Genomic DNA, 20,531 nt, shown 5'->3' with positions numbered 1-20,531 from the left:
AGTAAAAAAGAATGGTTTCTTAGCTCAGTTGGTAGAGCAATGGATTGAAAATCCATGTGTCCCTGGTTCGATTCCTGGAGAAACCACACAAAACCGCCTTTCATTAGGCGGTTTTCTTTTCAAAAGTTGATTTAAGCTAATGGTTTCTTAGCTCAGTTGGTAGAGCAATGGATTGAAAATCCATGTGTCCCTGGTTCGATTCCTGGAGAAACCACTTAAACCACTCTTTTTCAAGGGTGGTTTTTTGTTTTATTTTTAAGTACGATTATTCATCATTCTTTTAATTTAAGTATATTCGCTTTTTAAAATTTTATTTCATTATGAAAAAATTGATCTCCGGATTATTTATTTTTCTCAGCATATTCATTTTAGCACAGGAAGAAGGAATTAAATTTGACCAAAGTGCTTTTAAAGATCTTCTTGCCAAAGCAAAAAAAGAAAAAAAATTAATTTTTATTGATGCTTATGCAGTTTGGTGCGGTCCGTGTAAAATGATGGATAAAAACGTTTTTACCCAAAAATCAGTAGGAGATTATTTCAATAAAAACTTTGTGAGCTCACGAATCGACATGGAAAAAGGTGAAGGAAGAGAGATTGCTCAGAAATTCTCTGTACGCTCTTACCCTACTTTTCTTTTTCTAAATGGCGACGGCGAATTGGTTTCTCAAAACTACGGATACATGGAGCCAAGTCTATTTCTTTCTATGGCACAGGATGTAAACGCTGTAAATTCTAAAGAAGGATCATCGAAAGAAAGATTTGCGAAAGGAGAAAAGGATCCGGAATTTTTAAGGAATATTATGAAGCTTAATTCAAATTCGGATTATGAGTTTGCCAAAAAAGCTTCGGAAAGGTATTTTGAAAATAAACCAAAAAACGAAGAACTGACAAAAGACGATGCCGGATTTTTATTTTATTTCCTTAAATCTTCTGAAGATCCGAATTACAAAACTTTTGTAGACAGAAAAGCCGAAATCATTAAATTCTTACCCGAAGAGAATTACACTGAGTTTAACAACCAGCTGATTTTAGGAAAAGTTGTTCAGGAATCTATTGATGAAAAAAACAAAAAAATCAACGACGTTTACTTCCTAAAAACTGCTGAACCTTTAGTAGGAAAAGAAGCTGCAATTACAAAATTAAACCAAACCAAACTGGCTTATTATGAGCAAAATGCCAATTTTGCCGAGTATGAAAAGGCAGCATTGGAATATTATAAAAACGCAGATTCATTTGAACCAAATGAACTTTTAAAAGCTGCATGGATATTTTCTGACAATATTAAAAATCAAGCTTCCTTGAAAAAAGCTGCAGAATGGGCAGAAAAATCGGTAATGCGTGGCGAAACATCAGAAAACACTTATATTTTAGCTAAAATTTATTTCAACCTAGGAAGTAAAGATTTGGCGAAAAACTTTGCCGAACAATCTAAGAACATCGCTACACAATCTGGTAAAGATGCAAGTTTAGCAGAAACATTATTAAGTCAAATTAAATAAAACTTACATTTTGAATCATAAAATTTTTATTGCATTGTTAAGCTTATTTTCGATAGTAAATATCAATGCTCAAGAAACTCAAGCTGAAGAAATTAAATCTGAATCTGACAAAAAGGTATATGTAAAAGGGAACGCTTTACTAATTCCGATTGGTGTAATCAATGTAGGAATAGAACATCAGATAAGCAAAAAATTTACTGTACAAGGTGATGTTTTAATTTCTCCGTGGAAATCTTTTGCCGGTCATGAAGCTCAGATTTATATGGGAACTGTTGAAGGGCGGTATTATTTTAAAGAAGCTTTTAAAGGATGGCATGTGGGAGCAAACATTTCTTTTGGAGTGTACAATATTCAGAAACCAAACTATTGGAATGATGATGTTTATACTGACGTTCAGGTAGGCATCCCGAGTCAATACATTAATTCACAATTGTATCAAAAAGGATATTCATTTTTGTTTGGTATTGAAGGAGGTTATCAATTCAAATTAGCAGAAAACTGGAATATGGATATTTTTGCTGGAATAGGAAGCTCCCAAGATTTCTATAAAGGTTATGTACGCGGAACTGGTGAAAGATATGACAGCGCTAACGGATACAACCGAAGCAGTGAAATTATTCCATACAGAGGTGGCGTAATGATTTCTTACAGGTTAAAATAAGACAAATGAAATTATTAGGAAGAAACCATATTATCATTTCGATCATAACGTTTGCCATACTTTTCTTTATGAATTATTTAGGAAATGAAGAAGCAGATAAACTGCAACGCGCTCTAATGACAGCTTCTGCAGGAGTTATCGGATTAACGATTGGTCTTTTTATTTTAAATAAAGGAAAGGATGACAAAAATCCACCACAGAATTTTGATTAACTGATTGAATAAAAAATATAAAATGTCAACTGTAGAATTTACAGTTGACATTTTTTTAATCCTGATAAATAATATATTTTCTCCTGATTTTTTCGAATTTATCCAAATCTGATTTCCAGGAAGATTTAATTTCTTTTTCGGTTTTTCCGGCAATAATTTGTTTTCTCAATTCATCGCTTCCAGCCAGAGTATCAAAGAAAAGATTTTTCAGAAAGAAATCCTGTTGTGGGTTTTTATAGTTTTTATATGCTTTAAGCAGCCATTCTAAATTCAGTTCACGTAAATCTTGATTGTAACCTGAAAGGTTTTCGCCATAACACAATTTGCCATTCAGGAAAGGATCTTTAGCACCGAAATTTGGTTTTGGAGTAAACTGATAAGGTAGAGAAGTCGTCCACGGTGAACCATAAATCTGGAAAGGTAAATCTGTTCCTCTTCCTACAGAAACCTGAGTTCCTTCAAAAAAGCATAAACTAGGATATAAATTGGTCGATTTATCATTTGGCAAATTCGGAGAAGGCTTGTCTAAAATCGAATAACGTTTTTTCTTGTGATAATCATGCATTTCAATCAAAGTATATCTTGCCTGAACACCATTTTTTAACCACTTTTCGCCATTAACCATTTTTCCGTACTCTCCGATCGTTAAACCATAAACTACAGGAACTTCATGCATTCCTACAAAACTTGTCCATTTTTTCTTTAAAACAGGTCCGTCGATATACCCATCGTGTGGATTTGGCCGGTCTAAAACCATAATTTCAACATTATTCTCAGCTCCAGCTTCCATCAAATACGTTAGAGTTGAAATGTATGTATAAAATCTCACTCCAACATCCTGAATATCAAAAACGACAATATCAAGTCCTTTTAACTGTTCAGATTTTGGCTTTTTATTATTTCCGTAAAGAGAAACGATAGGAATTCCTGTTTTTACATCTACTCCGTTTTTTACTTTTTCCCCGGCATCTGCATCACCTCTGAAACCATGTTCGGGAGCAAAAATTGTTTTAATTTTCACATTATTTCTAACCAGAAAATCCACCAGATGCGTTTTATCTTTTAATAACCCCGTTTGGTTGGTTACAATTCCTATGGTTTTATTTTTTAAAAGAGGAAGATAAATTTCAGGTCGGTCTGCACCTGTTTTAAAACCACCTCTATCTGACGTCTGAGAATAATATCGGCTGAATACTCCTAAAAAAATTAGGCAAATAAGAACGAATGTTTTAATTTTGAAATTTAAATTCATAAGCTTGAAATTTCCATTATATTTCTCCCGAAAAATAGCGTTTTCCAAAGATAACAAAAATAACCTTTCACGGGTTATCATCTTCATCGGAAGGCTTTCTGTGGCTTTAGGCATCATTGTATCTCTGATAACCGTTTCTACAGGGCTGGGCTCGAAAAAAGCAATTAAAGAACGTTTAGGAGATTTCAGCGGACACATTACCATAAAATCTACCAAATCTAATTCTTCTTACAATACCTCGGTTCTTGATCAGGAAGGTTTGAATATTAAAAGTATTAAAGCCCTACCCGATGTCGCAGCAGTTCAGCAATATGCGATGGTGACAGGAATTATGCGTAATGAAAACAGTTTTGCAGGAATTATTTTTAAAGGTGTAGACAGAGATTTTGACAGTTTAAGATTTAAGAAGTTCCTAATTGCAGGAAAAACTCCGTTTTTCAGTGGAAAAGGCTATAATAACGGCATTGTTATTTCAGAAAAAATTGCCAATGATCTTCACCTTAAAGTAAATGACAGTATCGTTACTATTTTTTCAAAAGCTGATCAAAAGCCGATTTATCGAAACTTTGAAGTTGCAGGAATTTATAAAACCGATATTAAAATGATTGACGATCAATTCGTCATCGGCGACATTAATCATGTAAGGAAAATTCAGGATATGAAACCCGATGAAGTTGGCGGACTTGATATCTTTTTCAAAAACATCAACAACATTGATAAAGATGCTCCAAAAGTTGAAAAGTTTATCGGGTATAAAAATTATGCTGAAAGAGCTACTGATAAATATCCGCAAATTAATGACTGGATTGGTCTTTTCGATACCAACATCGGAATTATCATTTCTATTATGCTTTTGGTAGTGATTATTAATATCATTATGGTTTTGCTGATCCTGATCATCGAAAGAACCAACTCCATCGGATTATTGAAAACTTTAGGCGCTACAAACGGACAGATTCGTGCGACTTTTATCAATTATACTTTAATCATCATGGTTCCCGGACTTTTATACGGAAATGCCATTGGTCTCGGACTTTTGCTTGCTCAAAAATTCTTTGGAATTATTAAGCTGAATCCTAAAGATTATTATGTAAGTGTTGTTCCTGTTGATTTAAATCCTCTTCTGATTATTTCAATTTCTGTTGGGATTTTAATTATTTCAGGATTAGCTTTGGTGATTCCGAGTTATCTGATCAGTAAAATTTCTCCGGTGAAAGCAATTAAGTATAATTAATTGTTAACTGTTGAATTGTCAATTTGCTTCGTTTGTTAATTTCTATTTACTCTGAATTTTGATTTATTGCTAAATATGTTTTAGCCCAGATTGAGCGACATGTTTAAGCTCTTTTTAAGGATTCGGCGGCGGCAAAGCCGCCGCCGAATCCTTAAAAAAGCGAGTAGCGAAAGCTGGAAAAAGCTCCTAAAAAATCAGATCATTAATAAATTAAATAAACATTTATCAATTGTTTATCAGCTATTTTAGCGCATTGTAAAATCTGCACTTAAACCAAATTACACCTAATTATTTACATAGCTTAGGAATTATTCTGAAAAATGTATCTTTGGATCGCAGAAAAAACAATAAGAACTACATATGAAATACGCAGAAAATATACTTGAAACCATAGGAAATACGCCACTTGTGAAACTTAACAAAGTTTTGGGTGAAGATTTCCCGGCATTGGTTTTAGCAAAAGTAGAAACTTTCAATCCCGGAAATTCTGTAAAAGACAGAATGGCCCTTAAAATGATTGAAGATGCCGAAAAAGACGGAAGATTGAAGCCGGGAGGAACGATTATCGAAGGAACTTCAGGAAATACGGGGATGGGATTGGCTCTTGCAGCGATCATCAAAGGCTACAAATGTATTTTTGTAACCAACTCTAAACAGTCTAAAGAAAAATGCGATATTCTTCGTGCGGTAGGAGCCGAAGTGATCGTTTGTCCGACCGATGTGAAACCGACTGACCCACGTTCTTACTATTCTGTTTCAAAAAGATTGGCTAAAGAAACGGAAAACGGATGGTATGTAAATCAATACGATAACTTATCCAACAGAGCAGCTCATTACGAATCTACTGCTCCTGAAATCTGGGAACAAACTGAGGGAAAACTGACTCACTTTTTGGTTGGAGCGGGAACCGGAGGAACGATTACAGGTTGTGGAATGTTTTTTAAAGAGAAAAATAAAGACATCAAAGTAATCGGTGTTGATACATACGGTTCTATTTTAAAGGAAATTCATGAAACGGGGGAAATCAATTTAGGAAACGCTTATACCTACATTACAGAAGGAATTGGTGAAGATATTCTTCCTGAAAACTATGATATGTCTGTAATCGATCATTTCGAAAAAGTGACTGATAAAGATGGTGCTGTTTATGCAAGAAAACTGGCTAAAGAAGAAGGAATCTTCTGTGGATATTCTGCGGGAAGTGCAATGGCTGCTTTGGTTCAGATGAAAGACCAGTTCACGAAAGATGATGTGATTGTTGTTTTATTACACGACCATGGTTCAAGATACGTTGGGAAAATCTACAACGATGATTGGATGAAGGAAATGGGTTGGTTAGATTAATCAGCTTTTGACTATAAAACAAAACTCAGAGTAATTTGCTCTGAGTTTTGTTTTATTTGATGTTTTTTTCGACAGCTTCAGTCAGGGATTTGTAATCTTCTGTGCTCATTGATTTTTTCGGAAACATATAATTAAATTTTCCTTCCAAAGCAATAAACTTTTCGGCAATTTCAGCTGAAGTAAATTCAGTCCACAAGCTTGTCTCTTTTTTATTGTTTAAATTGACCTTAAAAACTTTATTATTGAATTTAATCTGGTAGATTTCAGGATTTTCCAAGGTTTTTAAATAAGTCACTACGTCTTTTCTCCATTTTGAAACTTTATTGATGGCTAAAGAAAGATAAACCGCACAAAGTAAAAATAGAAAGCTTACAAAATACAGAATTCCAAATTTTTCTTTGCTTAAATCATCTTTAAAAATAAACAGGATGATTAAAATAATTCCAACAACGATTGTAGTCACTGTTTTGCCTTTTGTGGTTGAGGAAAAAAATAAACTTCCCTGACTTCCCATAAAATACACTTCCTCGAAATCTTTCCTGTTGATATTTAAATTAATGACTTTATCCTGATTCTGGTTCATACTGATTAATTCTACCCGTAAAGATAAGTTTTTAGATTCATATCAAAATTATGTATCGATAGGATTACATCCTATTTTATTAAATCCTCCTTCCGAGACTTTCTCGACCTTAAAGTTTACTCATCTTGATATTTATCACCAATTGCTGAAAGCTTACTCATCAACTCACGATTTCTTTGTTTTAAATCCTCCATTTTCTGAAGCATATCATGAATAACTTCTAAGCCGGGAAGATTGATTTCCAGATCGTAATGCCAATTGGTAAATCTCTCAAAATTGGGTAAATCTTCATACATCAGGTAGCGGATCTCATTTTCGGTCTGAATATGCAACAAACCGGAATCTACCAGTTCATCAAAAAAAGTAACTTCAACATTGTATATTTTTACGAGTTCTTCTCGCGATATTCTTTCACTCATGACTTAGGAATTTTTAAGTTGTTCAAAAAGTTCTTTTTGTTTTTCGGTGAGATTTGTCGGCAGTTTCACTTCGTAAGTCACAAACAGATCACCAAACTCGCCTTCTTTTTTATATACCGGAAAACCTTTTCCTTTCAGCCTTACTGTAGTTCCGTTTTGGGTTTCAGGTTTTACCTTTAAATTAACACTTCCTGTCAATGTATTCACTTTTACATCACCACCTAAAACAGCAGTATATAAATCTATCGAAACTTTCGTTTTCAGATCATCACCTATTCTTTCAAAATTCGGATCGGCAGGAATAGTAAAAGTGATAAACAAATCTCCATTCGGTCCTCCATTAAAGCCCGGATTTCCATGACCTTTTAATTTAATCTGCTGACCGTCATATACTCCGGCAGGAATTGTAATTCTTACTTTCTTACCATTAATATCAAAAGTCTGCTGATGTGTTGTGGCTGCATCTTTTAAACTTAAATTCAACTCTGCATGTACATCTTGTCCTTTAAATTTTCCTGAAGCACTCCCTCTCGAACTTCTCCCAAAACCGCCTCCGGCTCCGCCAAACATGCTTTGGAAAAAATCTGAAAAATCTTCACCTTCTCCAAAATCAGCACCGGAAAATCCACCTCCGAAATTTCCGCTCTGGCTTTGACTTTGATATTGTCTTTGCTGTTGCTGAGCTTTCTCGTATTCTTCCCCATGCTTCCAGTGTTCCCCATATTTATCGTACTTTTTACGATTTTCAGGATTGCTGAGCACTTCATTGGCTTCATTCAGTTCTTTGAATTTTCGCTCGGCCTCTTTATCATCAAGATTTAAGTCTGGATGTAGCTTCCTCGCTAATTTTCTGTAGGCTTTTTTAATGTCATCTTGCGTCGCATTCTTATCTACACCTAAAATTTTATAGTAATCTATATACGCCATAGGAACGTTTTTACTCAAATTTAAGGAATTTATGACTGAAATTAATACTATTGAATGTTAAAAATAAACCTATCTTTGATTAAAAAGCACCCTATGAAAGAAGTGTTGAAAAACTATTCAGGAATCATCCTTTTATTGCTAGGAATCACCATTGGAAGCATTATCGGAATTGTTGTTCCCGATGTTGTTTATTATATCAAACCTTTAGGTGATATTTTCCTGAACCTTCTTTTTGTGAGTGTGGTCCCATTGGTATTTTTTGCTGTTTCCAATTCTATTGCATCATTGGAACAGCAATCTAAATTCGGAAAGATCATGGTAACGATGGCTTTTACCTTTCTGTTCTTTATTTTAACAGCCGCTGTTTTTACCATTTGTGCGGTTTATGTATTTCCTGTATCCGGAGTTTCCGGAAGCAACGAAATTGTTGAAGAAACAGCGAATAACGACAGCTGGGGAAATAGAATTGTAGGGTTCTTTACGGTTGGGGAATTCACACAGCTTTTTTCAAGACAAAATATGTTAGCGCTTTTAATTTTTGCTTTCATGACAGGGTTTTCAGCCAGAAAAGCAGGAGAAAAGGGTTCGGTTTTCAGATCATTTATTGCTTCGGGGTACGAAGTGATGAAAGAACTGCTTTTATTAATAATGAAAATCGCTCCAATTGGTCTCGGAGCTTATTTTGCCTATCAGGTGGCAACTTTAGGACCTCAGCTTTTTGGATTTTATGCTAAACCTTTAGGTTTATACTATATTGCAGGAGTTGTTTATTTCTTAGTCTTTTTCTCACTGTATGCTTTTATGGCAAAAGGGCAGAATGGAGTGAAAAGTTTTTGGACCAATGCTATTTATCCGACTTTAACCGCTTTGAGTACCTGCAGTAGCTTTGCAACAATGCCTGCTAATTTACAGGCCGCTTCAAAAATTGGAATTCCAAACCAAATTTCAAATATTGTGATTCCGATTGGAACGACCTTGCACAAGAACGGCTCATCAATGTCTTCAATTATTAAGATTTATGTAGCTTTTTTAATTATCGGAAGAGATTTTTTTGATCCGATGAATTTACTTTTAGCTCTAGGAATTACAGTTTTTGTAAGTATTGTGGCCGGTGGAATTCCGAATGGCGGATATATTGGCGAAATGTTGATGATTTCTGTTTATAAATTGCCACAGGAAGCCATTCCGGCAGTGATGATTATCGGAACACTGGTTGATCCTTTAGCTACAGTTCTGAATGCTGTCGGTCAATTGGTAGCTTCCATGTTTGTGAGTAGGTTTGTGAAAGTTTGATTTTTTTGTTAAACACAAATTACACTAATAATTTTGCTAGTTTTATGAATAATTTTATAATGCAACATCAGCGTTATCTGCCAAATCTGAGTGAATTTCTAAAAAATATTAGCTAATTTATATTTATCTCGCAGATTTTGCTGATTGAGCAGATTTTTTATTCACTCCGCTTTACAGGTTCCAGATTTTGTAATTCTTCCTGTGTGAAAAGTCTATAATTAACTTTAAATGTTTTTCCTAAAGGTGTTTCCAAAGAAAACCCTCCCGGTCCGAAACCATCTACAGCATCCAATGTAAAATGCGAATATTTCCAGTATTCGAAGAGATCTCGGTCGATCCAGAACTCATGGCCGTTGATGGTGCCGATCATGGCATCATTCATTCTTGGGAAGAATCCTCCTTTCTCGAAACATTGAGGTTGTGTTCCTTCGCAACAGCCTCCTGCTTGATAAAACATCAAATCGCCATATTTTTTTTCTAATTCCCAGATCACTTCTATGGCTTTTTCTGTGGCAGAGAGGCGTGATATTTTGGTTTGCATAGCTTTTTATTTTTGTTTGATGTTCTTTTGTCTTGAAACAAAAGAACCAAAAGTTCAAGACTTGGAAACTTCCGCTAAAAATTATTTCTGTTCACTAAAAATTCCAAAACTTACGCGAATACAAGATATGTTCTCCGGTTCAATATTTTGTCGCGCTTCAAACAGTGGAATTTTTTTAACGCTTACAGAATTAATTTTCTTAACGCTCATTTTCTTAGGTCAATATTTTTATAAAGTTAAAAAAGTTCGGCGAAATTTCATTTCGCCGAACCCACTCATCATCATTTAATTTGAGCCAGCAATATCGAGAACGATTCTGCCATCAATCTGCCCTTTTTTCATTTTATCAAAAACATCATTGATATCTTCTAATTTTGCAGGAGTTACCGTTGCCTTTACCAATCCTTCATTGGCAAAGTCCAGGGCTTCCTGAAGATCTTTTCTGGTTCCTACAATTGAACCTCTTACAGTTATTCTCTTCAGCACCGTTTCAAAAATCGGTAATTCAAAGGAGCCCGGAGGAAGACCATTCAAAGCAATAGTTCCTTTTCTTCTAAGAACATCAATTCCCTGTTTAAAAGCAATGGGAGAGACCGCCGTAATCAATGCGCCGTGCATTCCGCCGACTTCTTTATGAAGATATTCTCCAGGATCTGTGTTTTTTGCATTGACCACTAAGTCTGCTCCCAATTTTTTCGCTAAATCTAATTTGTCATCTGCAACATCAATCGCCGCAACATGCATCCCCATAGCTTTTGCATATTGTACCGCAACGTGCCCCAATCCTCCAATACCTGAAATAGCTACCCACTCTCCTGGTTTTGTTTCGGTTTCTTTCAATCCTTTATAAACAGTGACTCCCGCACACAGAATCGGCGCTATTTCAAGGAAGTTAACATTTGATTTCAAATGGCCAACATATCGTGAGTCTGCAATAACATATTCTGCAAAACCTCCATCAACACTATAACCTCCGTTTTTTTGGGCTTCACAAAGGGTTTCCCAACCCGTAATGCAGTAATCACAACATCCGCAAGCGGAATACAGCCATGGAACTCCTACCGCATCACCCTCCTTTACATAAGCTTCCGGTCCGCAAGCGACCACAATTCCGACTCCTTCATGTCCGGGAATCAATGGCATTTTAGGCTTTGCAGGCCAGTCTCCGTCAACAGCATGTAAGTCTGTATGACAAACTCCACATGCAATTACTTTTACCAAAACTTCATATCTTCCGGGCTCTCTTACCGGAACTTCTTCTATTTTTAAGGGTTGTCCATAGCCTTGAACAACGGCAGCTTTCATTGTTTTTGGAATCATATCTTGATTTTTTGATTAGTTTTTAGTTTAATTTTTCATCTTTTAATTTGATGATTTTTTAACGCAAAGGGATCAAAGACTTTTTTTGCCAATTAGGCTGCGTATTTTTAAGCCCGCAAAGGCTTTTGACTACATCGAATCTTCGATTTCACTTAGCTAGAATCACTACGGGTTTTATCTTATGAATTTTTATGAGATCTCCTACTCACCTGAATATCAGGCAAGGAGTACTATTGTTTGCGTGAGGGATAGGAAGGGTCTCGTTTGAAAAAACGAGAGTGCGAAGCACCGAAACGAAGTGAAGCCCTGAATAGCCCGACCGTTTTTCCCCGTTGCCGAGACGGGGAAAACGGGCGCGCCCTAATATTTAAAAATTAAAAGAAACCTAATTTGTTTTTGTTGTATGAAATCAACATGTTTTTGGTCTGACGGTAGTGATCCAACATCATTTTGTGATTCTCACGGCCGATTCCCGACTGCTTATAGCCTCCGAAAGGCGCCCCCGCTGGATAAGAATGATATTGATTTACCCAAACTCTGCCTGCCTGAATCTGGCGCGGGATATTGTATAGCTGGTGTGCGTCTCTTGTCCAAACTCCAGCGCCAAGACCATAAATAGTATCGTTTGCAATTTGTAATGCTTCCTCTTCATCTTTAAACGTGGTAAAAGCCAATACTGGTCCGAAAATTTCTTCCTGGAAAATTCTCATCCTGTTGTTCCCTTTAAAAATAGTCGGCTGGATATAGTATCCATTTTCCAAACCTTCACCGACATTGTTCACATCTCCGCCAACAAGCACTTCTGCTCCTTCTTCTTTTCCTAACTGAATGTAAGAAAGGATTTTATCTTTTTGAATCTTAGAAGCCTGAGCTCCCATCATTACGGTTTTATCCAGTGGGTTACCTACTTTAATCGCTTTTACTCTTTCGATCACTTTTGCGATGAAAGCATCTGCAATATCTTCCTGAACTAATAATCTTGACGGGCAGGTACAGATTTCCCCCTGATTTAGAGCAAAAAGAACCGCTCCTTCAATTGCTTTATCTAAAAATTCATCATCCGCATCCATTACCGAACTGAAGAAAACATTTGGCGATTTTCCTCCTAGTTCCAATGTTACAGGGATGATATTTTCTGTTGCATACTGCATTACCAAACGACCTGTAGCTGTAGAACCCGTAAATGCTGCTTTTGCCACTTTTGGATTTGTCACTAAAGCCCTTCCTAATTCTGCTCCGAAGCCGTTCACAATATTTACAACTCCCGGAGGAAGCAAATCGCCAATCAGTTCCATCAAAACCATAATAGAGATCGGTGTACTTTCGGCAGGTTTTAACACCACACAGTTTCCTGCTGCCAAAGCGGGAGCCAGCTTCCAAACAGCCATTAAAATTGGGAAATTCCATGGAATGATTTGAGCAATAACGCCAAGAGGCTCATGGACAATAAGAGAAACCGTGTCTTTATCCAGTTCATTATGAGAACCTTCTTCAGCCCTGATTACTGAAGCAAAATACCTGAAATGGTCAATTGCCAAAGGAATATCTGCTGCTAAAGTTTCTCTTACTGCTTTTCCGTTGTCTATTGTTTCAACCGTTGCGATGTACTCTAAATTCTGCTCGATTCTGTCTGCAATTTTGTTTAAAATAATACTCCTTTCTGTAGAAGAAGTATCTTTCCAGGTCTGAAATGCTTTTTCTGCAGCATTTACTGCCAATTCCAAATCTTCTTTTGAAGAGTGAGCCGCCTGTGTGAAATTTCTGCCATCAACAGGAGAAACTACGTCAAAATACTGCCCGTTTACAGGTGCTGTAAATTTTCCGTTAATATAGTTATCATATCTGCTTTTAAATTCAGGCCACTGTAATAAAGTACCTGATTGTAGTTGTGCTGTAGTGCTCATATTTATATAGTTTTAATTTTTCTGTAAAGCCAAATTACACTTACCAGCAACATTCATATAGCAAAATCGTACAAAAAAATATCAAAATCGTGCAGAGTGATAATTTTATTATTTCATTAACATTTATTTAAGTTGATTATTTTCTATATTTGAGTAAACAGGTTATAAAAAATGTTTAGAAATGAACAATAACAAGATTTTATTAGAAACTCCCGAATTAAAAAGGGAAAGCCAGCTGTTACACCTGGTTGAAAATCAGACAAAATTCAATCTAAACAATTGTGAATTCAGCATTTATGAAACCCATAGGGCTGCATTTGACGTAAAACTGCATTTTGAAACGATTGCATTCACCGCAATGCTCCGTGGAAAAAAACATATGAAACTGGATAATAAAACGAATTACTTTGACTATTATCCGGGAGAAAGTGTGCTTGTTTCACCGGGAGAGACAATGGTAATTGATTTTCCTGAAGCAGATGAAACGCCATCACAATGCATTTCTTTGAGCCTGAATCCTGAATTTATTGAAAATTCTCTGAATCATTTAAACTATCATCTTCCTAAAGTAGATGAAACTTCCCGGTGGAATATTGAGCTGGATGAATATTTTTTGTTTAACAATCAGTCTTTGGCTTCGGCTACCAATAATATCATGAGAATTGCGATGGATGATAATTCCCAAAAAGATATTATGGCCGATTTTGCCTTAAAAGAGCTTTTAATCCGTCTGATGCAGACTCAGGCGAGAAGCATGGTGGAAAAGAATATTGTAAAGAATAAATCCAGAATCGGCTTTGCTGTAGATTATATCAGAAAAAATCTTCACCAGAAATTATCGATTGAGAGTATTGCCAAACTGGCCTATGTAAGCAAATCAAATTTCTTTAAAATGTTTAAAGATGAGCTGGGAACTTCTCCGAATGATTTTATTTTACAGGAAAGAATTAATAAAGCAAAAGAATTGTTGGCGAGTCAGAACAGTATTAAAGAAACGGCTTACCAGACCGGTTTTTCGGATACCAATTATTTTACAAGGGTATTTAAGCAACTGGTGGGAGTTACCCCAAAAAACTACCAGGATAAGGTTTTATTTTTAGAATAAAAAAGACCTCAAATTGACATTGAGGCCTTTTATAATTTTAATTATCCTTGATAATCATAATATCTTGCTCCTTTCAAAACAGGGCTTTCCAATTCTACAGATTGTAATCCGAAACCTTTATAATTTTCATTGACCGAGTTTTCTAACTGCTTTCTGTGAAGTTTTTCATATGTTTCAAAATCGATTGCTTTTCTGTTTTCTAATCCTTCAAATAAATCCCATTTTGCCACCACATTTTTCCAGTTTTCAGAAACTTTTCCGGCAAAGACTTTAGACTTGGAACCGCTTCCATAGCCTAAAAATCCGATTTCCCGCCCAGCTAATTCTTCATTTTCGTTGAAAGAAGTCTGCAATGCGGAAAGTAAAGCCATAAAAATAGAGGCTGTATACATATTTCCAATTTCTGAAGAAGCTCTTTGGGATTTCTCAATTTTATCATTGATAAACTGAATATATTCCTCAGATTTTGCAACCGATTTTTGCTCATCAGGAGTTTCATAAGACAATCCGTTTTCTAAACTGTAAATTTCAGTGAAAACTCTTTTTCCGTGAAAAGCATAAGGAAGATGGAAAATAAGATATTTCCAGGTCTCATAAGGTTTATTTTTTCCGGTAATCTCTTTATAATGATTATAAGCTTCTCTGATTCTGTCCTGATAACATTGGTTGGAATATTGTCCGTCAAAAACAGGTTCATCCGTAAAAACTTCAATTTTCTCAGGGAAATTTTCGGGAGCATTTGTTAAATCTTCTTTTGTAAAATGGCGTCTCGGCTTGAAAAAATCGAAAACAGATTCTGTAGCTACCCCCCAATTGTTTTCAATTTCTATTAACTCAGGCTTGGAAGAAACTAAAACAGCAACAGCACCTCCTCCCTGCGTATATTCACCGGAAGAAGCCAGCTCATATTTTGCATAATCACTCGCAATGACCACCGCTTTTTTGTCAGGATTTGCTCTTACGAAATCTAAAGAATTGTGAAGCGCGTCTACTGCTCCGATACAAGCAAAAGTCATATCTACCACATCACAGTTTTTGAAACATCTTTCTCCAAATTCTCCTTCTAAAACTTTTTCAACCATCTGCATGGCGTAAGAAGCTGTTGGTTTTGCCGCATCCAGAGCACTTTCTGTTCCCAGATAAATTCGTGATATTTCTTTTGGATTGATATTGTAATCTTTAATCAGTTTCAGCAAAGCTTCGGCTGCAAAAGTTGCTGCATCTTCATGAACATCAGGAAAACCCATTTTATGCAATCCTAATCCTTTTTCCAGTTTTGCAGGTTCAATTCCCCTTTTTTCTGCTAAGTCCTTAATTTCCAAATATAAAGAAGGCACATAATAGCTTGCTGCCTCAATTCCAAAAGTCATAATTGTTAATTTTTAAACGAATTTATAAAAGATAATATAAAAAATACAGTAAAATTATATTAATTTTTAGCAATTAAATAAAAAAGCATCTCAACTGAAATGCTTTTAAATGAATATCTGATTTCATTAAATTTACTTTCTTACTTTTTTATCATTTTAAATGATTCCGTACCAAGAGCAGTTTTTCCGCTGACGATATATGTTCCGCTTGCTAAAGAAGAAACATTGATTCTGCCTTCATTTACACCAGCTTTGTACTGACCCACTTTCTGTCCCGAAATATTGTAGATAGAAATTTCGTCTACCTTTTCATTGCTCTTATAATTTAGAACATCCTTAACTGGATTAGGATAATAACTGATTGCTGATTGTGTTGGCTTTTTAATGTCTTTCACACTTAAGTTACTACCAGAAACTACTACTGCATCTACCAAAGTAGAATATCCATAATCTGTTTCACATTCAATAGCTATCTGATAAGTTGTCGGTGGTAATCCTATATTGCCGGATGAAGTCCATGTTGTAATATCAGAATGAAACTCCACAATCTGTACCCAAGGCGAAGTTGCCGAAGTTCTGTAAAATACTCTCAGCCAGTTTTGGTCGGGATCCCAAAATGGATTTATATAATAAAAACTTACTGTAGGATTAGATACAGCAGACAAATTAAGAGGAGGACTTACCAATTTTGTTTTATCAAAGTCATGTGAATCTCCAGGGTAATTTGCAAATTTCGTTCCCTCATAAGCCGTAATATTAGAACTTCCTGTACTTGCAGCACTTGCAAATGTCCAGGCCATATTATTTACTTCATAAATCTGAGTCCAGTCTCCTCTTGTTGGAGAATTGTCCTCAAAGGTTTCAGTCCAGGGAAATGTTGTAATCTGTGCGTTAATAAGGCTTCCTCCTACAATCGAGATGGCGAGAGCTACCCTTTTCAACATTAAAGCAGAAAATAATTTTATTTTCATAATTATATATTTTTAAGTGATTTGATGTCAAATTTATAAAAAAATATTTCAATAATTACCAAATAAATAATAAAATTTTCAAAACATTAAATACAATATTTTAAAAATCAATAAAAAAACCATTGTTTATACAATGGCTTTCTATATTTTGGAGAATTTTATTTGAAATTCTCAATAGCTTTATTGATTACATCAATCTGAGGATTGATATTAGAAGCTTTTTGTGGATTTTGTTTAAGGAGTTCCATTTTTTTATTGAGACCATCTTTCAACATCTGGCTTATCATCATTTTTACCTGAGGATTATCTCCCATTTGACCTTTAGCCTGGCCTAAAATTTTAGTGATATTTTCTGTCGCCTCTAAATTGTCGGAAGACATAATCCAGTTATATCCTTCTTCTGCAACTTTACCCAACTCAGGATCCTGAAATTTTATAAATGGATAAAATGCTACGACCGGAGTAATATTAGCCATCTGAGAAGTCACTTTATTTTTGACAACAACCGGCAGCAATTGATTCAATAAGTCTTCAGAAGCACCCTCCAAATCGATTTTATCTGCCAATGTATTTGCTTTTGAAGGATCAACTGTAATAATTGCGGCTAATGAATTTGTTTTTACCGAATTTGAAACTGCATTTACTCCTTTTTCAAAAATCGGAACGTATTTTTTATCTTTTGTTTTTGCCAAAGCAGCAATTGCCACTCCCTGAACCAGAGTTTTAGGATCATTTGAAGCTAATTTTTCAACATCTGCTCCTAAAGCTTTCATTTGTTCGGGAATACTTAAATCCATTAATTCCAAAGCTTTGATTCTTATCCTGAAGAAAGGGTCTTTCAATGCTGCCGCCAGAAGTTTTGTAGCGGCTGGATTTTTCCCAACCTGATCTTTGATACCGTTTAAAGCATTATATTTACTTTTAAACTCTTTTGAATTGGTAAACTGAAGAAGGTTCTGCTCCGGAGTTTTTGAATCGGTAATATCTGCAAGTAGCACTCCGTCTGCATTAATATTAATTAAATCCGGATTTTTAGATGAATCAAATGTAAATGTGTTTTTTGCCTTTGCATTTGCCCAAACATTATATCTCTTAGGCTTACCGTTATCATACACATCGATTGCAAGAGGAAACTCGAACGGCTGCTCCTGAGATTGGGTTAAAGTAACCGTAACCTGTTTTTTAACAGGTTCGTAAGAGGTTGTGTAGCCTAATTTCGGGTTTCCGCTTCCGAAAAACCACTGATTAAAGAACCAGTTTAAATCTTTTCCCGAAACTTTTTCGAATGAGAGTCTTAGCTGGTGCGCTTCGGCATTTTTGTATTCGTTCGTTTTAAGATAATCATTCATTCCTGCAAAAAAAGCATCATCACCAAGATAATTTCTCAGCATATGAAGAATTCCGCCACCTTTCTGGTACGTTACCAAATCGAAAACATCTTCACGGGAACCATAATCAAACCTTACCAGATCTTTTTTGAAGTCAGCCGGATTATGAATATACCGGTCAACATCTTCCATCTGGTGATAATCTGCCTGATCTTTTCCGTATTTGTATTCATTCCACAAGTATTCCGAGTAATTAGCAAAAGATTCATTAACTGTTAAATTACTCCAGCTTTCTGCGGTAACCAGATCACCAAACCAATGATGAAATAATTCGTGAGCAATGGTATCTTCCCACTTATTCTCATCAATCAGCTGTCCTGGCTTTTGTAAAATATCACTTCCATGAAGCGTTGCCGTTGTATTTTCCATTGCGCCGGAAACATAATCTCTTCCTGAAATCTGCGCATATTTCGGCCACGGATAATCGTAACCTAACTTTTTAGAAAAGAAATCGATCATTTCGGGAGTATTTCCGTAGATCTGCTTTGCGTAGGGTTCGTATTCTTTTTCGATATAATAATCTACAGGAACATTTTTCCATTTATCTTTTACCACTGCGTAGTCACCAACTCCCATGAAGAAAAGATAGGTTGAATGCCTTTTATCCATCACCCAATGATCGGTTCTTTCTCCATTAGATTCTTTTTTTGATTCTTTTAAAATTCCATTTGAAAGGGTAACATATTTATCAGGAACCGTCATGTAGATTTCCTGTGTTGTTTTCTGATTAGGTTTATCAATAGTGGGAAACCATGCGGAGGAAGATTCTGTTTCACCCTGAGTCCAGATTTGAGTCGGTTTACCCGGATCCTGACCTTGTGCATTGATAAAGTAAAGACCTTTGGCATCATTAATTGCTGCACTTCCCTGCTGTTTCACTTCATTCGGGCGAGCCGTGTATTTAATGTAAATCGTGTAATCATGATTTTTAGCATACGTTTTATCTAAAGTAATTTTTAGAACATCATTTTTGTAATCATATTTCAACGGCGATTTTTTACCATTTTGATCCAAAGCAACTTCATGAATCAACATTCCTTTTGCATCCAGTATCAATTCGTTTGTCGCATAAAAGTAAGGTGAAGCGGTTAACCACTCTTCACCGTTCATCTGCTCTTTCTGATAATCGAAACTGACTTTTAGTTTGGTATGTTTTAGTTCAGTAAGTTTGGTATGGGTAGCTCTGTAAACTTCGTTTCTTCCGGAAGTCTCAGTTTGTGCGAATACATTAGCGGAGAGTAAGATTCCCAGTATTGCAATTGATAAAATCGCCTTTCTCATTATATATTATTTACATATTCTGCAGAAACTAATCCATATAATTTCTGAGGATTATTTTTGTTTTTTTGATTATTTTTTGATTAAAATGTCAAATATATCATTCACTAATGTTTCATAATCACCTTTCTTCAGCTGTTCTTTCGTTTTGGCAAACGCTTTTTTCAGTTCGCTTTCAGGGTTTTCATCATCAATAATTTCAATGTTATTAATTCCTTTCACCTGAAGCAAAAGTTCTTTTAATTTTTCGACGTCTGTATTTTCTTCGATATTGATTTTAAGTGATTTCATAATAGTAGAATTTGCGCTGAAAGTTACAAAAAAGTGAAGTTCATTGACTTCACTTTATATTTTATGTTATATCGCCACCGGCGCCTTAATCCCCGGATGCGGGTCATAATTTTCCAACGTGAAATCTTCAAAATCAAAATCAAAAATATTTTTGATTTCTGGGTTCAGTTTCATTGTTGGTAAGGGTCTGGTTTCTCTCGAGAGCTGTTTCTGAACCTGCTCAAAGTGATTATTGTAAATATGAACATCTCCAAAAGTATGAACATAATCACCAACTTCAAGTCCTGTCACCTGCGCCACCATCATCAACAAAAGAGCATAACTCGCAATATTGAAAGGAACTCCAAGGAAAACATCCGCACTTCTTTGGTACAATTGAAGCGATAATTTTCCATCAGCAACATAAAACTGAAATAAAGCGTGACAAGGTGCTAAAGCCATATTCGGGATTTCAGCAGCATTCCAGGCAGAAACAATTAATCTGCGGGAATCCGGATTTTTTTTGATTTGTTCAATCACTTCAGAAAACTGGTCAACCACTTTTCCGTCGGCTCCGCTCCAACTTCTCCACTGTGCTCCGTAAACAGGACCTAAATCTCCGTTTTCATCTGCCCATTCGTCCCAAATAGAAACGCCGTTGTCTTTCAGATATTTGATATTCGTATCACCTTTGATGAACCATAGCAATTCATAAATAATAGATTTCAAATGAACCTTTTTCGTCGTTACCAAGGGAAATCCTTTCGACAAATCGTAACGCAACTGGTAGCCAAAAACACTGCGTGTTCCTGTTCCTGTTCTGTCGGTTTTATCGGTTCCGTTATCTAAAATATGCTGAAGTAAATCAAGGTAGTTTTGCATTTTGAAAGCTAATAATTAGGATTACAAAATAAAGAATTTTAAATTTAAAAATGAGTCAAAAAGACAAATATTAGTGAT

Annotated in this window: 19 protein-coding genes and 2 tRNA genes; 9 read left to right on the top strand and 12 right to left on the bottom strand. The window is 35.6% G+C overall.

Features of this window, described 5'->3' with window-relative positions; genetic code table 11:
• Window positions 1-13 precede the first annotated feature (13 nt).
• The 5 genes from ACR1PN_RS05540 to ACR1PN_RS05520 all read left to right on the top strand — a co-directional run bounded on the left by ACR1PN_RS05540 (window position 14) and on the right by ACR1PN_RS05520 (window position 2,372).
• Window positions 14-86 (top strand) — tRNA-Phe (locus ACR1PN_RS05540).
• A 55-nt stretch (window positions 87-141) separates the two neighbouring features.
• Window positions 142-214, top strand: a tRNA-Phe gene (locus ACR1PN_RS05535).
• Window positions 215-320: 106 nt separating this feature from the next.
• Entirely contained in the window at window positions 321-1,499 is a 1,179-nt protein-coding gene (locus ACR1PN_RS05530) for a thioredoxin family protein (protein ID WP_433979202.1), read from the top strand.
• A gap of 10 nt (window positions 1,500-1,509) precedes the next feature.
• Complete coding sequence (locus ACR1PN_RS05525) at window positions 1,510-2,160, top strand: DUF3575 domain-containing protein (protein ID WP_378175123.1); 651 nt, start codon at window positions 1,510-1,512, stop codon at window positions 2,158-2,160.
• A 5-nt stretch (window positions 2,161-2,165) separates the two neighbouring features.
• On the top strand, window positions 2,166-2,372 hold the full coding sequence (locus ACR1PN_RS05520) for a hypothetical protein (protein ID WP_378175126.1): 207 nt from the start codon (window positions 2,166-2,168) through the stop codon (window positions 2,370-2,372).
• A gap of 55 nt (window positions 2,373-2,427) precedes the next feature.
• Here the strand turns inward: ACR1PN_RS05520 and ACR1PN_RS05515 are convergent, their stop codons facing one another.
• Window positions 2,428-3,624, bottom strand: coding sequence for an exo-beta-N-acetylmuramidase NamZ family protein (locus ACR1PN_RS05515; protein ID WP_433979201.1), 1,197 nt, complete (start codon window positions 3,622-3,624; stop codon window positions 2,428-2,430).
• A 4-nt stretch (window positions 3,625-3,628) separates the two neighbouring features.
• On the opposite strand from ACR1PN_RS05515, the gene ACR1PN_RS05510 reads away from it, so the two are divergent.
• Complete coding sequence (locus ACR1PN_RS05510) at window positions 3,629-4,858, top strand: ABC transporter permease (RefSeq protein ID WP_433979200.1); 1,230 nt, start codon at window positions 3,629-3,631, stop codon at window positions 4,856-4,858.
• Between the two features lie 360 nt (window positions 4,859-5,218).
• Window positions 5,219-6,202 carry a PLP-dependent cysteine synthase family protein gene (locus ACR1PN_RS05505; RefSeq protein ID WP_433979199.1) on the top strand — a complete coding sequence of 328 codons (984 nt, stop codon included), beginning with the start codon at window positions 5,219-5,221 and terminating at the stop codon, window positions 6,200-6,202.
• Between the two features lie 52 nt (window positions 6,203-6,254).
• On the opposite strand, the gene ACR1PN_RS05500 is transcribed toward ACR1PN_RS05505, so the two are convergent.
• From ACR1PN_RS05500 to ACR1PN_RS05490, 3 genes are all read right to left on the bottom strand, one after another.
• Window positions 6,255-6,785 (bottom strand): hypothetical protein, encoded by a 531-nt coding sequence (locus tag ACR1PN_RS05500; RefSeq protein ID WP_433979198.1) that lies wholly within the window; start codon window positions 6,783-6,785, stop codon window positions 6,255-6,257.
• A gap of 116 nt (window positions 6,786-6,901) precedes the next feature.
• A complete protein-coding gene (locus ACR1PN_RS05495) occupies window positions 6,902-7,204 on the bottom strand; it encodes a chaperone modulator CbpM (protein WP_433979197.1) in 303 nt (100 codons plus the stop codon).
• Between the two features lie 3 nt (window positions 7,205-7,207).
• Entirely contained in the window at window positions 7,208-8,131 is a 924-nt protein-coding gene (locus ACR1PN_RS05490; RefSeq protein WP_433979196.1) for a DnaJ C-terminal domain-containing protein, read from the bottom strand.
• A gap of 93 nt (window positions 8,132-8,224) precedes the next feature.
• Between ACR1PN_RS05490 and ACR1PN_RS05485 the strand changes: the two genes are divergently transcribed.
• Complete coding sequence (locus tag ACR1PN_RS05485; RefSeq protein WP_433979195.1) at window positions 8,225-9,424, top strand: dicarboxylate/amino acid:cation symporter; 1,200 nt, start codon at window positions 8,225-8,227, stop codon at window positions 9,422-9,424.
• Window positions 9,425-9,581: 157 nt separating this feature from the next.
• Here ACR1PN_RS05485 and ACR1PN_RS05480 read toward each other — a convergent pair whose 3' ends face one another.
• From ACR1PN_RS05480 to ACR1PN_RS05470, 3 genes are all read right to left on the bottom strand, one after another.
• Window positions 9,582-9,965 (bottom strand): DUF779 domain-containing protein, encoded by a 384-nt coding sequence (locus ACR1PN_RS05480; protein ID WP_378175151.1) that lies wholly within the window; start codon window positions 9,963-9,965, stop codon window positions 9,582-9,584.
• Window positions 9,966-10,250: 285 nt separating this feature from the next.
• Window positions 10,251-11,285 carry an alcohol dehydrogenase AdhP gene (adhP, locus tag ACR1PN_RS05475; protein ID WP_291887216.1) on the bottom strand — a complete coding sequence of 345 codons (1,035 nt, stop codon included), beginning with the start codon at window positions 11,283-11,285 and terminating at the stop codon, window positions 10,251-10,253.
• A 374-nt stretch (window positions 11,286-11,659) separates the two neighbouring features.
• Window positions 11,660-13,189 (bottom strand): aldehyde dehydrogenase family protein, encoded by a 1,530-nt coding sequence (locus tag ACR1PN_RS05470; protein ID WP_433979194.1) that lies wholly within the window; start codon window positions 13,187-13,189, stop codon window positions 11,660-11,662.
• 181 nt (window positions 13,190-13,370) lie between these two features.
• Here ACR1PN_RS05470 and ACR1PN_RS05465 point away from each other — a divergent pair, with 181 nt between their 5' ends.
• A complete protein-coding gene (locus tag ACR1PN_RS05465) occupies window positions 13,371-14,294 on the top strand; it encodes an AraC family transcriptional regulator (RefSeq protein ID WP_433979193.1) in 924 nt (307 codons plus the stop codon).
• 41 nt (window positions 14,295-14,335) lie between these two features.
• Here ACR1PN_RS05465 and ACR1PN_RS05460 read toward each other — a convergent pair whose 3' ends face one another.
• The 5 genes from ACR1PN_RS05460 to ACR1PN_RS05440 all read right to left on the bottom strand — a co-directional run bounded on the left by ACR1PN_RS05460 (window position 14,336) and on the right by ACR1PN_RS05440 (window position 20,453).
• On the bottom strand, window positions 14,336-15,664 hold the full coding sequence (locus tag ACR1PN_RS05460) for a hydroxymethylglutaryl-CoA synthase family protein (protein ID WP_433979192.1): 1,329 nt from the start codon (window positions 15,662-15,664) through the stop codon (window positions 14,336-14,338).
• A gap of 140 nt (window positions 15,665-15,804) precedes the next feature.
• A complete protein-coding gene (locus ACR1PN_RS05455) occupies window positions 15,805-16,635 on the bottom strand; it encodes a T9SS type A sorting domain-containing protein (RefSeq protein ID WP_433979191.1) in 831 nt (276 codons plus the stop codon).
• Window positions 16,636-16,793: 158 nt separating this feature from the next.
• The gene (locus ACR1PN_RS05450) at window positions 16,794-19,304 is read right to left on the bottom strand and encodes a M1 family metallopeptidase (protein WP_433979190.1); all 2,511 of its coding nucleotides are present in this window, start codon (window positions 19,302-19,304) and stop codon (window positions 16,794-16,796) included.
• Between the two features lie 69 nt (window positions 19,305-19,373).
• Entirely contained in the window at window positions 19,374-19,592 is a 219-nt protein-coding gene (locus tag ACR1PN_RS05445; RefSeq protein ID WP_378175174.1) for a hypothetical protein, read from the bottom strand.
• A 66-nt stretch (window positions 19,593-19,658) separates the two neighbouring features.
• Entirely contained in the window at window positions 19,659-20,453 is a 795-nt protein-coding gene (locus tag ACR1PN_RS05440) for a thymidylate synthase (protein WP_248876342.1), read from the bottom strand.
• Window positions 20,454-20,531 lie beyond the last annotated feature (78 nt).

The organism is Chryseobacterium sp. RLHN22 (assembly GCF_051011795.1).
In the GTDB taxonomy this organism is placed as follows: domain Bacteria; phylum Bacteroidota; class Bacteroidia; order Flavobacteriales; family Weeksellaceae; genus Chryseobacterium; species Chryseobacterium zhengzhouense.
This window is presented reverse-complemented; position numbering and strand designations above follow the sequence as displayed.

What these genes read in the sequence shown, in the direction of transcription:
- ACR1PN_RS05485 (WP_433979195.1), top strand. Translation starts at nt 8,225, where the DNA reads ATGAAAGAAGTGTTGAAAAACTATTCAGGAATCATCCTTTTATTGCTA.
- ACR1PN_RS05470 (WP_433979194.1), bottom strand. Translation starts at nt 13,189, where the DNA reads ATGAGCACTACAGCACAACTACAATCAGGTACTTTATTACAGTGGCCT.
- ACR1PN_RS05455 (WP_433979191.1), bottom strand. Translation starts at nt 16,635, where the DNA reads ATGAAAATAAAATTATTTTCTGCTTTAATGTTGAAAAGGGTAGCTCTC.
- ACR1PN_RS05515 (WP_433979201.1), bottom strand. Translation starts at nt 3,624, where the DNA reads ATGAATTTAAATTTCAAAATTAAAACATTCGTTCTTATTTGCCTAATT.
- ACR1PN_RS05495 (WP_433979197.1), bottom strand. Translation starts at nt 7,204, where the DNA reads ATGAGTGAAAGAATATCGCGAGAAGAACTCGTAAAAATATACAATGTT.
- ACR1PN_RS05505 (WP_433979199.1), top strand. Translation starts at nt 5,219, where the DNA reads ATGAAATACGCAGAAAATATACTTGAAACCATAGGAAATACGCCACTT.
- ACR1PN_RS05445 (WP_378175174.1), bottom strand. Translation starts at nt 19,592, where the DNA reads ATGAAATCACTTAAAATCAATATCGAAGAAAATACAGACGTCGAAAAA.
- ACR1PN_RS05465 (WP_433979193.1), top strand. Translation starts at nt 13,371, where the DNA reads ATGAACAATAACAAGATTTTATTAGAAACTCCCGAATTAAAAAGGGAA.
- ACR1PN_RS05450 (WP_433979190.1), bottom strand. Translation starts at nt 19,304, where the DNA reads ATGAGAAAGGCGATTTTATCAATTGCAATACTGGGAATCTTACTCTCC.
- ACR1PN_RS05530 (WP_433979202.1), top strand. Translation starts at nt 321, where the DNA reads ATGAAAAAATTGATCTCCGGATTATTTATTTTTCTCAGCATATTCATT.
- ACR1PN_RS05500 (WP_433979198.1), bottom strand. Translation starts at nt 6,785, where the DNA reads ATGAACCAGAATCAGGATAAAGTCATTAATTTAAATATCAACAGGAAA.
- adhP (WP_291887216.1), bottom strand. Translation starts at nt 11,285, where the DNA reads ATGATTCCAAAAACAATGAAAGCTGCCGTTGTTCAAGGCTATGGACAA.
- ACR1PN_RS05460 (WP_433979192.1), bottom strand. Translation starts at nt 15,664, where the DNA reads ATGACTTTTGGAATTGAGGCAGCAAGCTATTATGTGCCTTCTTTATAT.
- ACR1PN_RS05440 (WP_248876342.1), bottom strand. Translation starts at nt 20,453, where the DNA reads ATGCAAAACTACCTTGATTTACTTCAGCATATTTTAGATAACGGAACC.
- ACR1PN_RS05520 (WP_378175126.1), top strand. Translation starts at nt 2,166, where the DNA reads ATGAAATTATTAGGAAGAAACCATATTATCATTTCGATCATAACGTTT.
- ACR1PN_RS05480 (WP_378175151.1), bottom strand. Translation starts at nt 9,965, where the DNA reads ATGCAAACCAAAATATCACGCCTCTCTGCCACAGAAAAAGCCATAGAA.
- ACR1PN_RS05490 (WP_433979196.1), bottom strand. Translation starts at nt 8,131, where the DNA reads ATGGCGTATATAGATTACTATAAAATTTTAGGTGTAGATAAGAATGCG.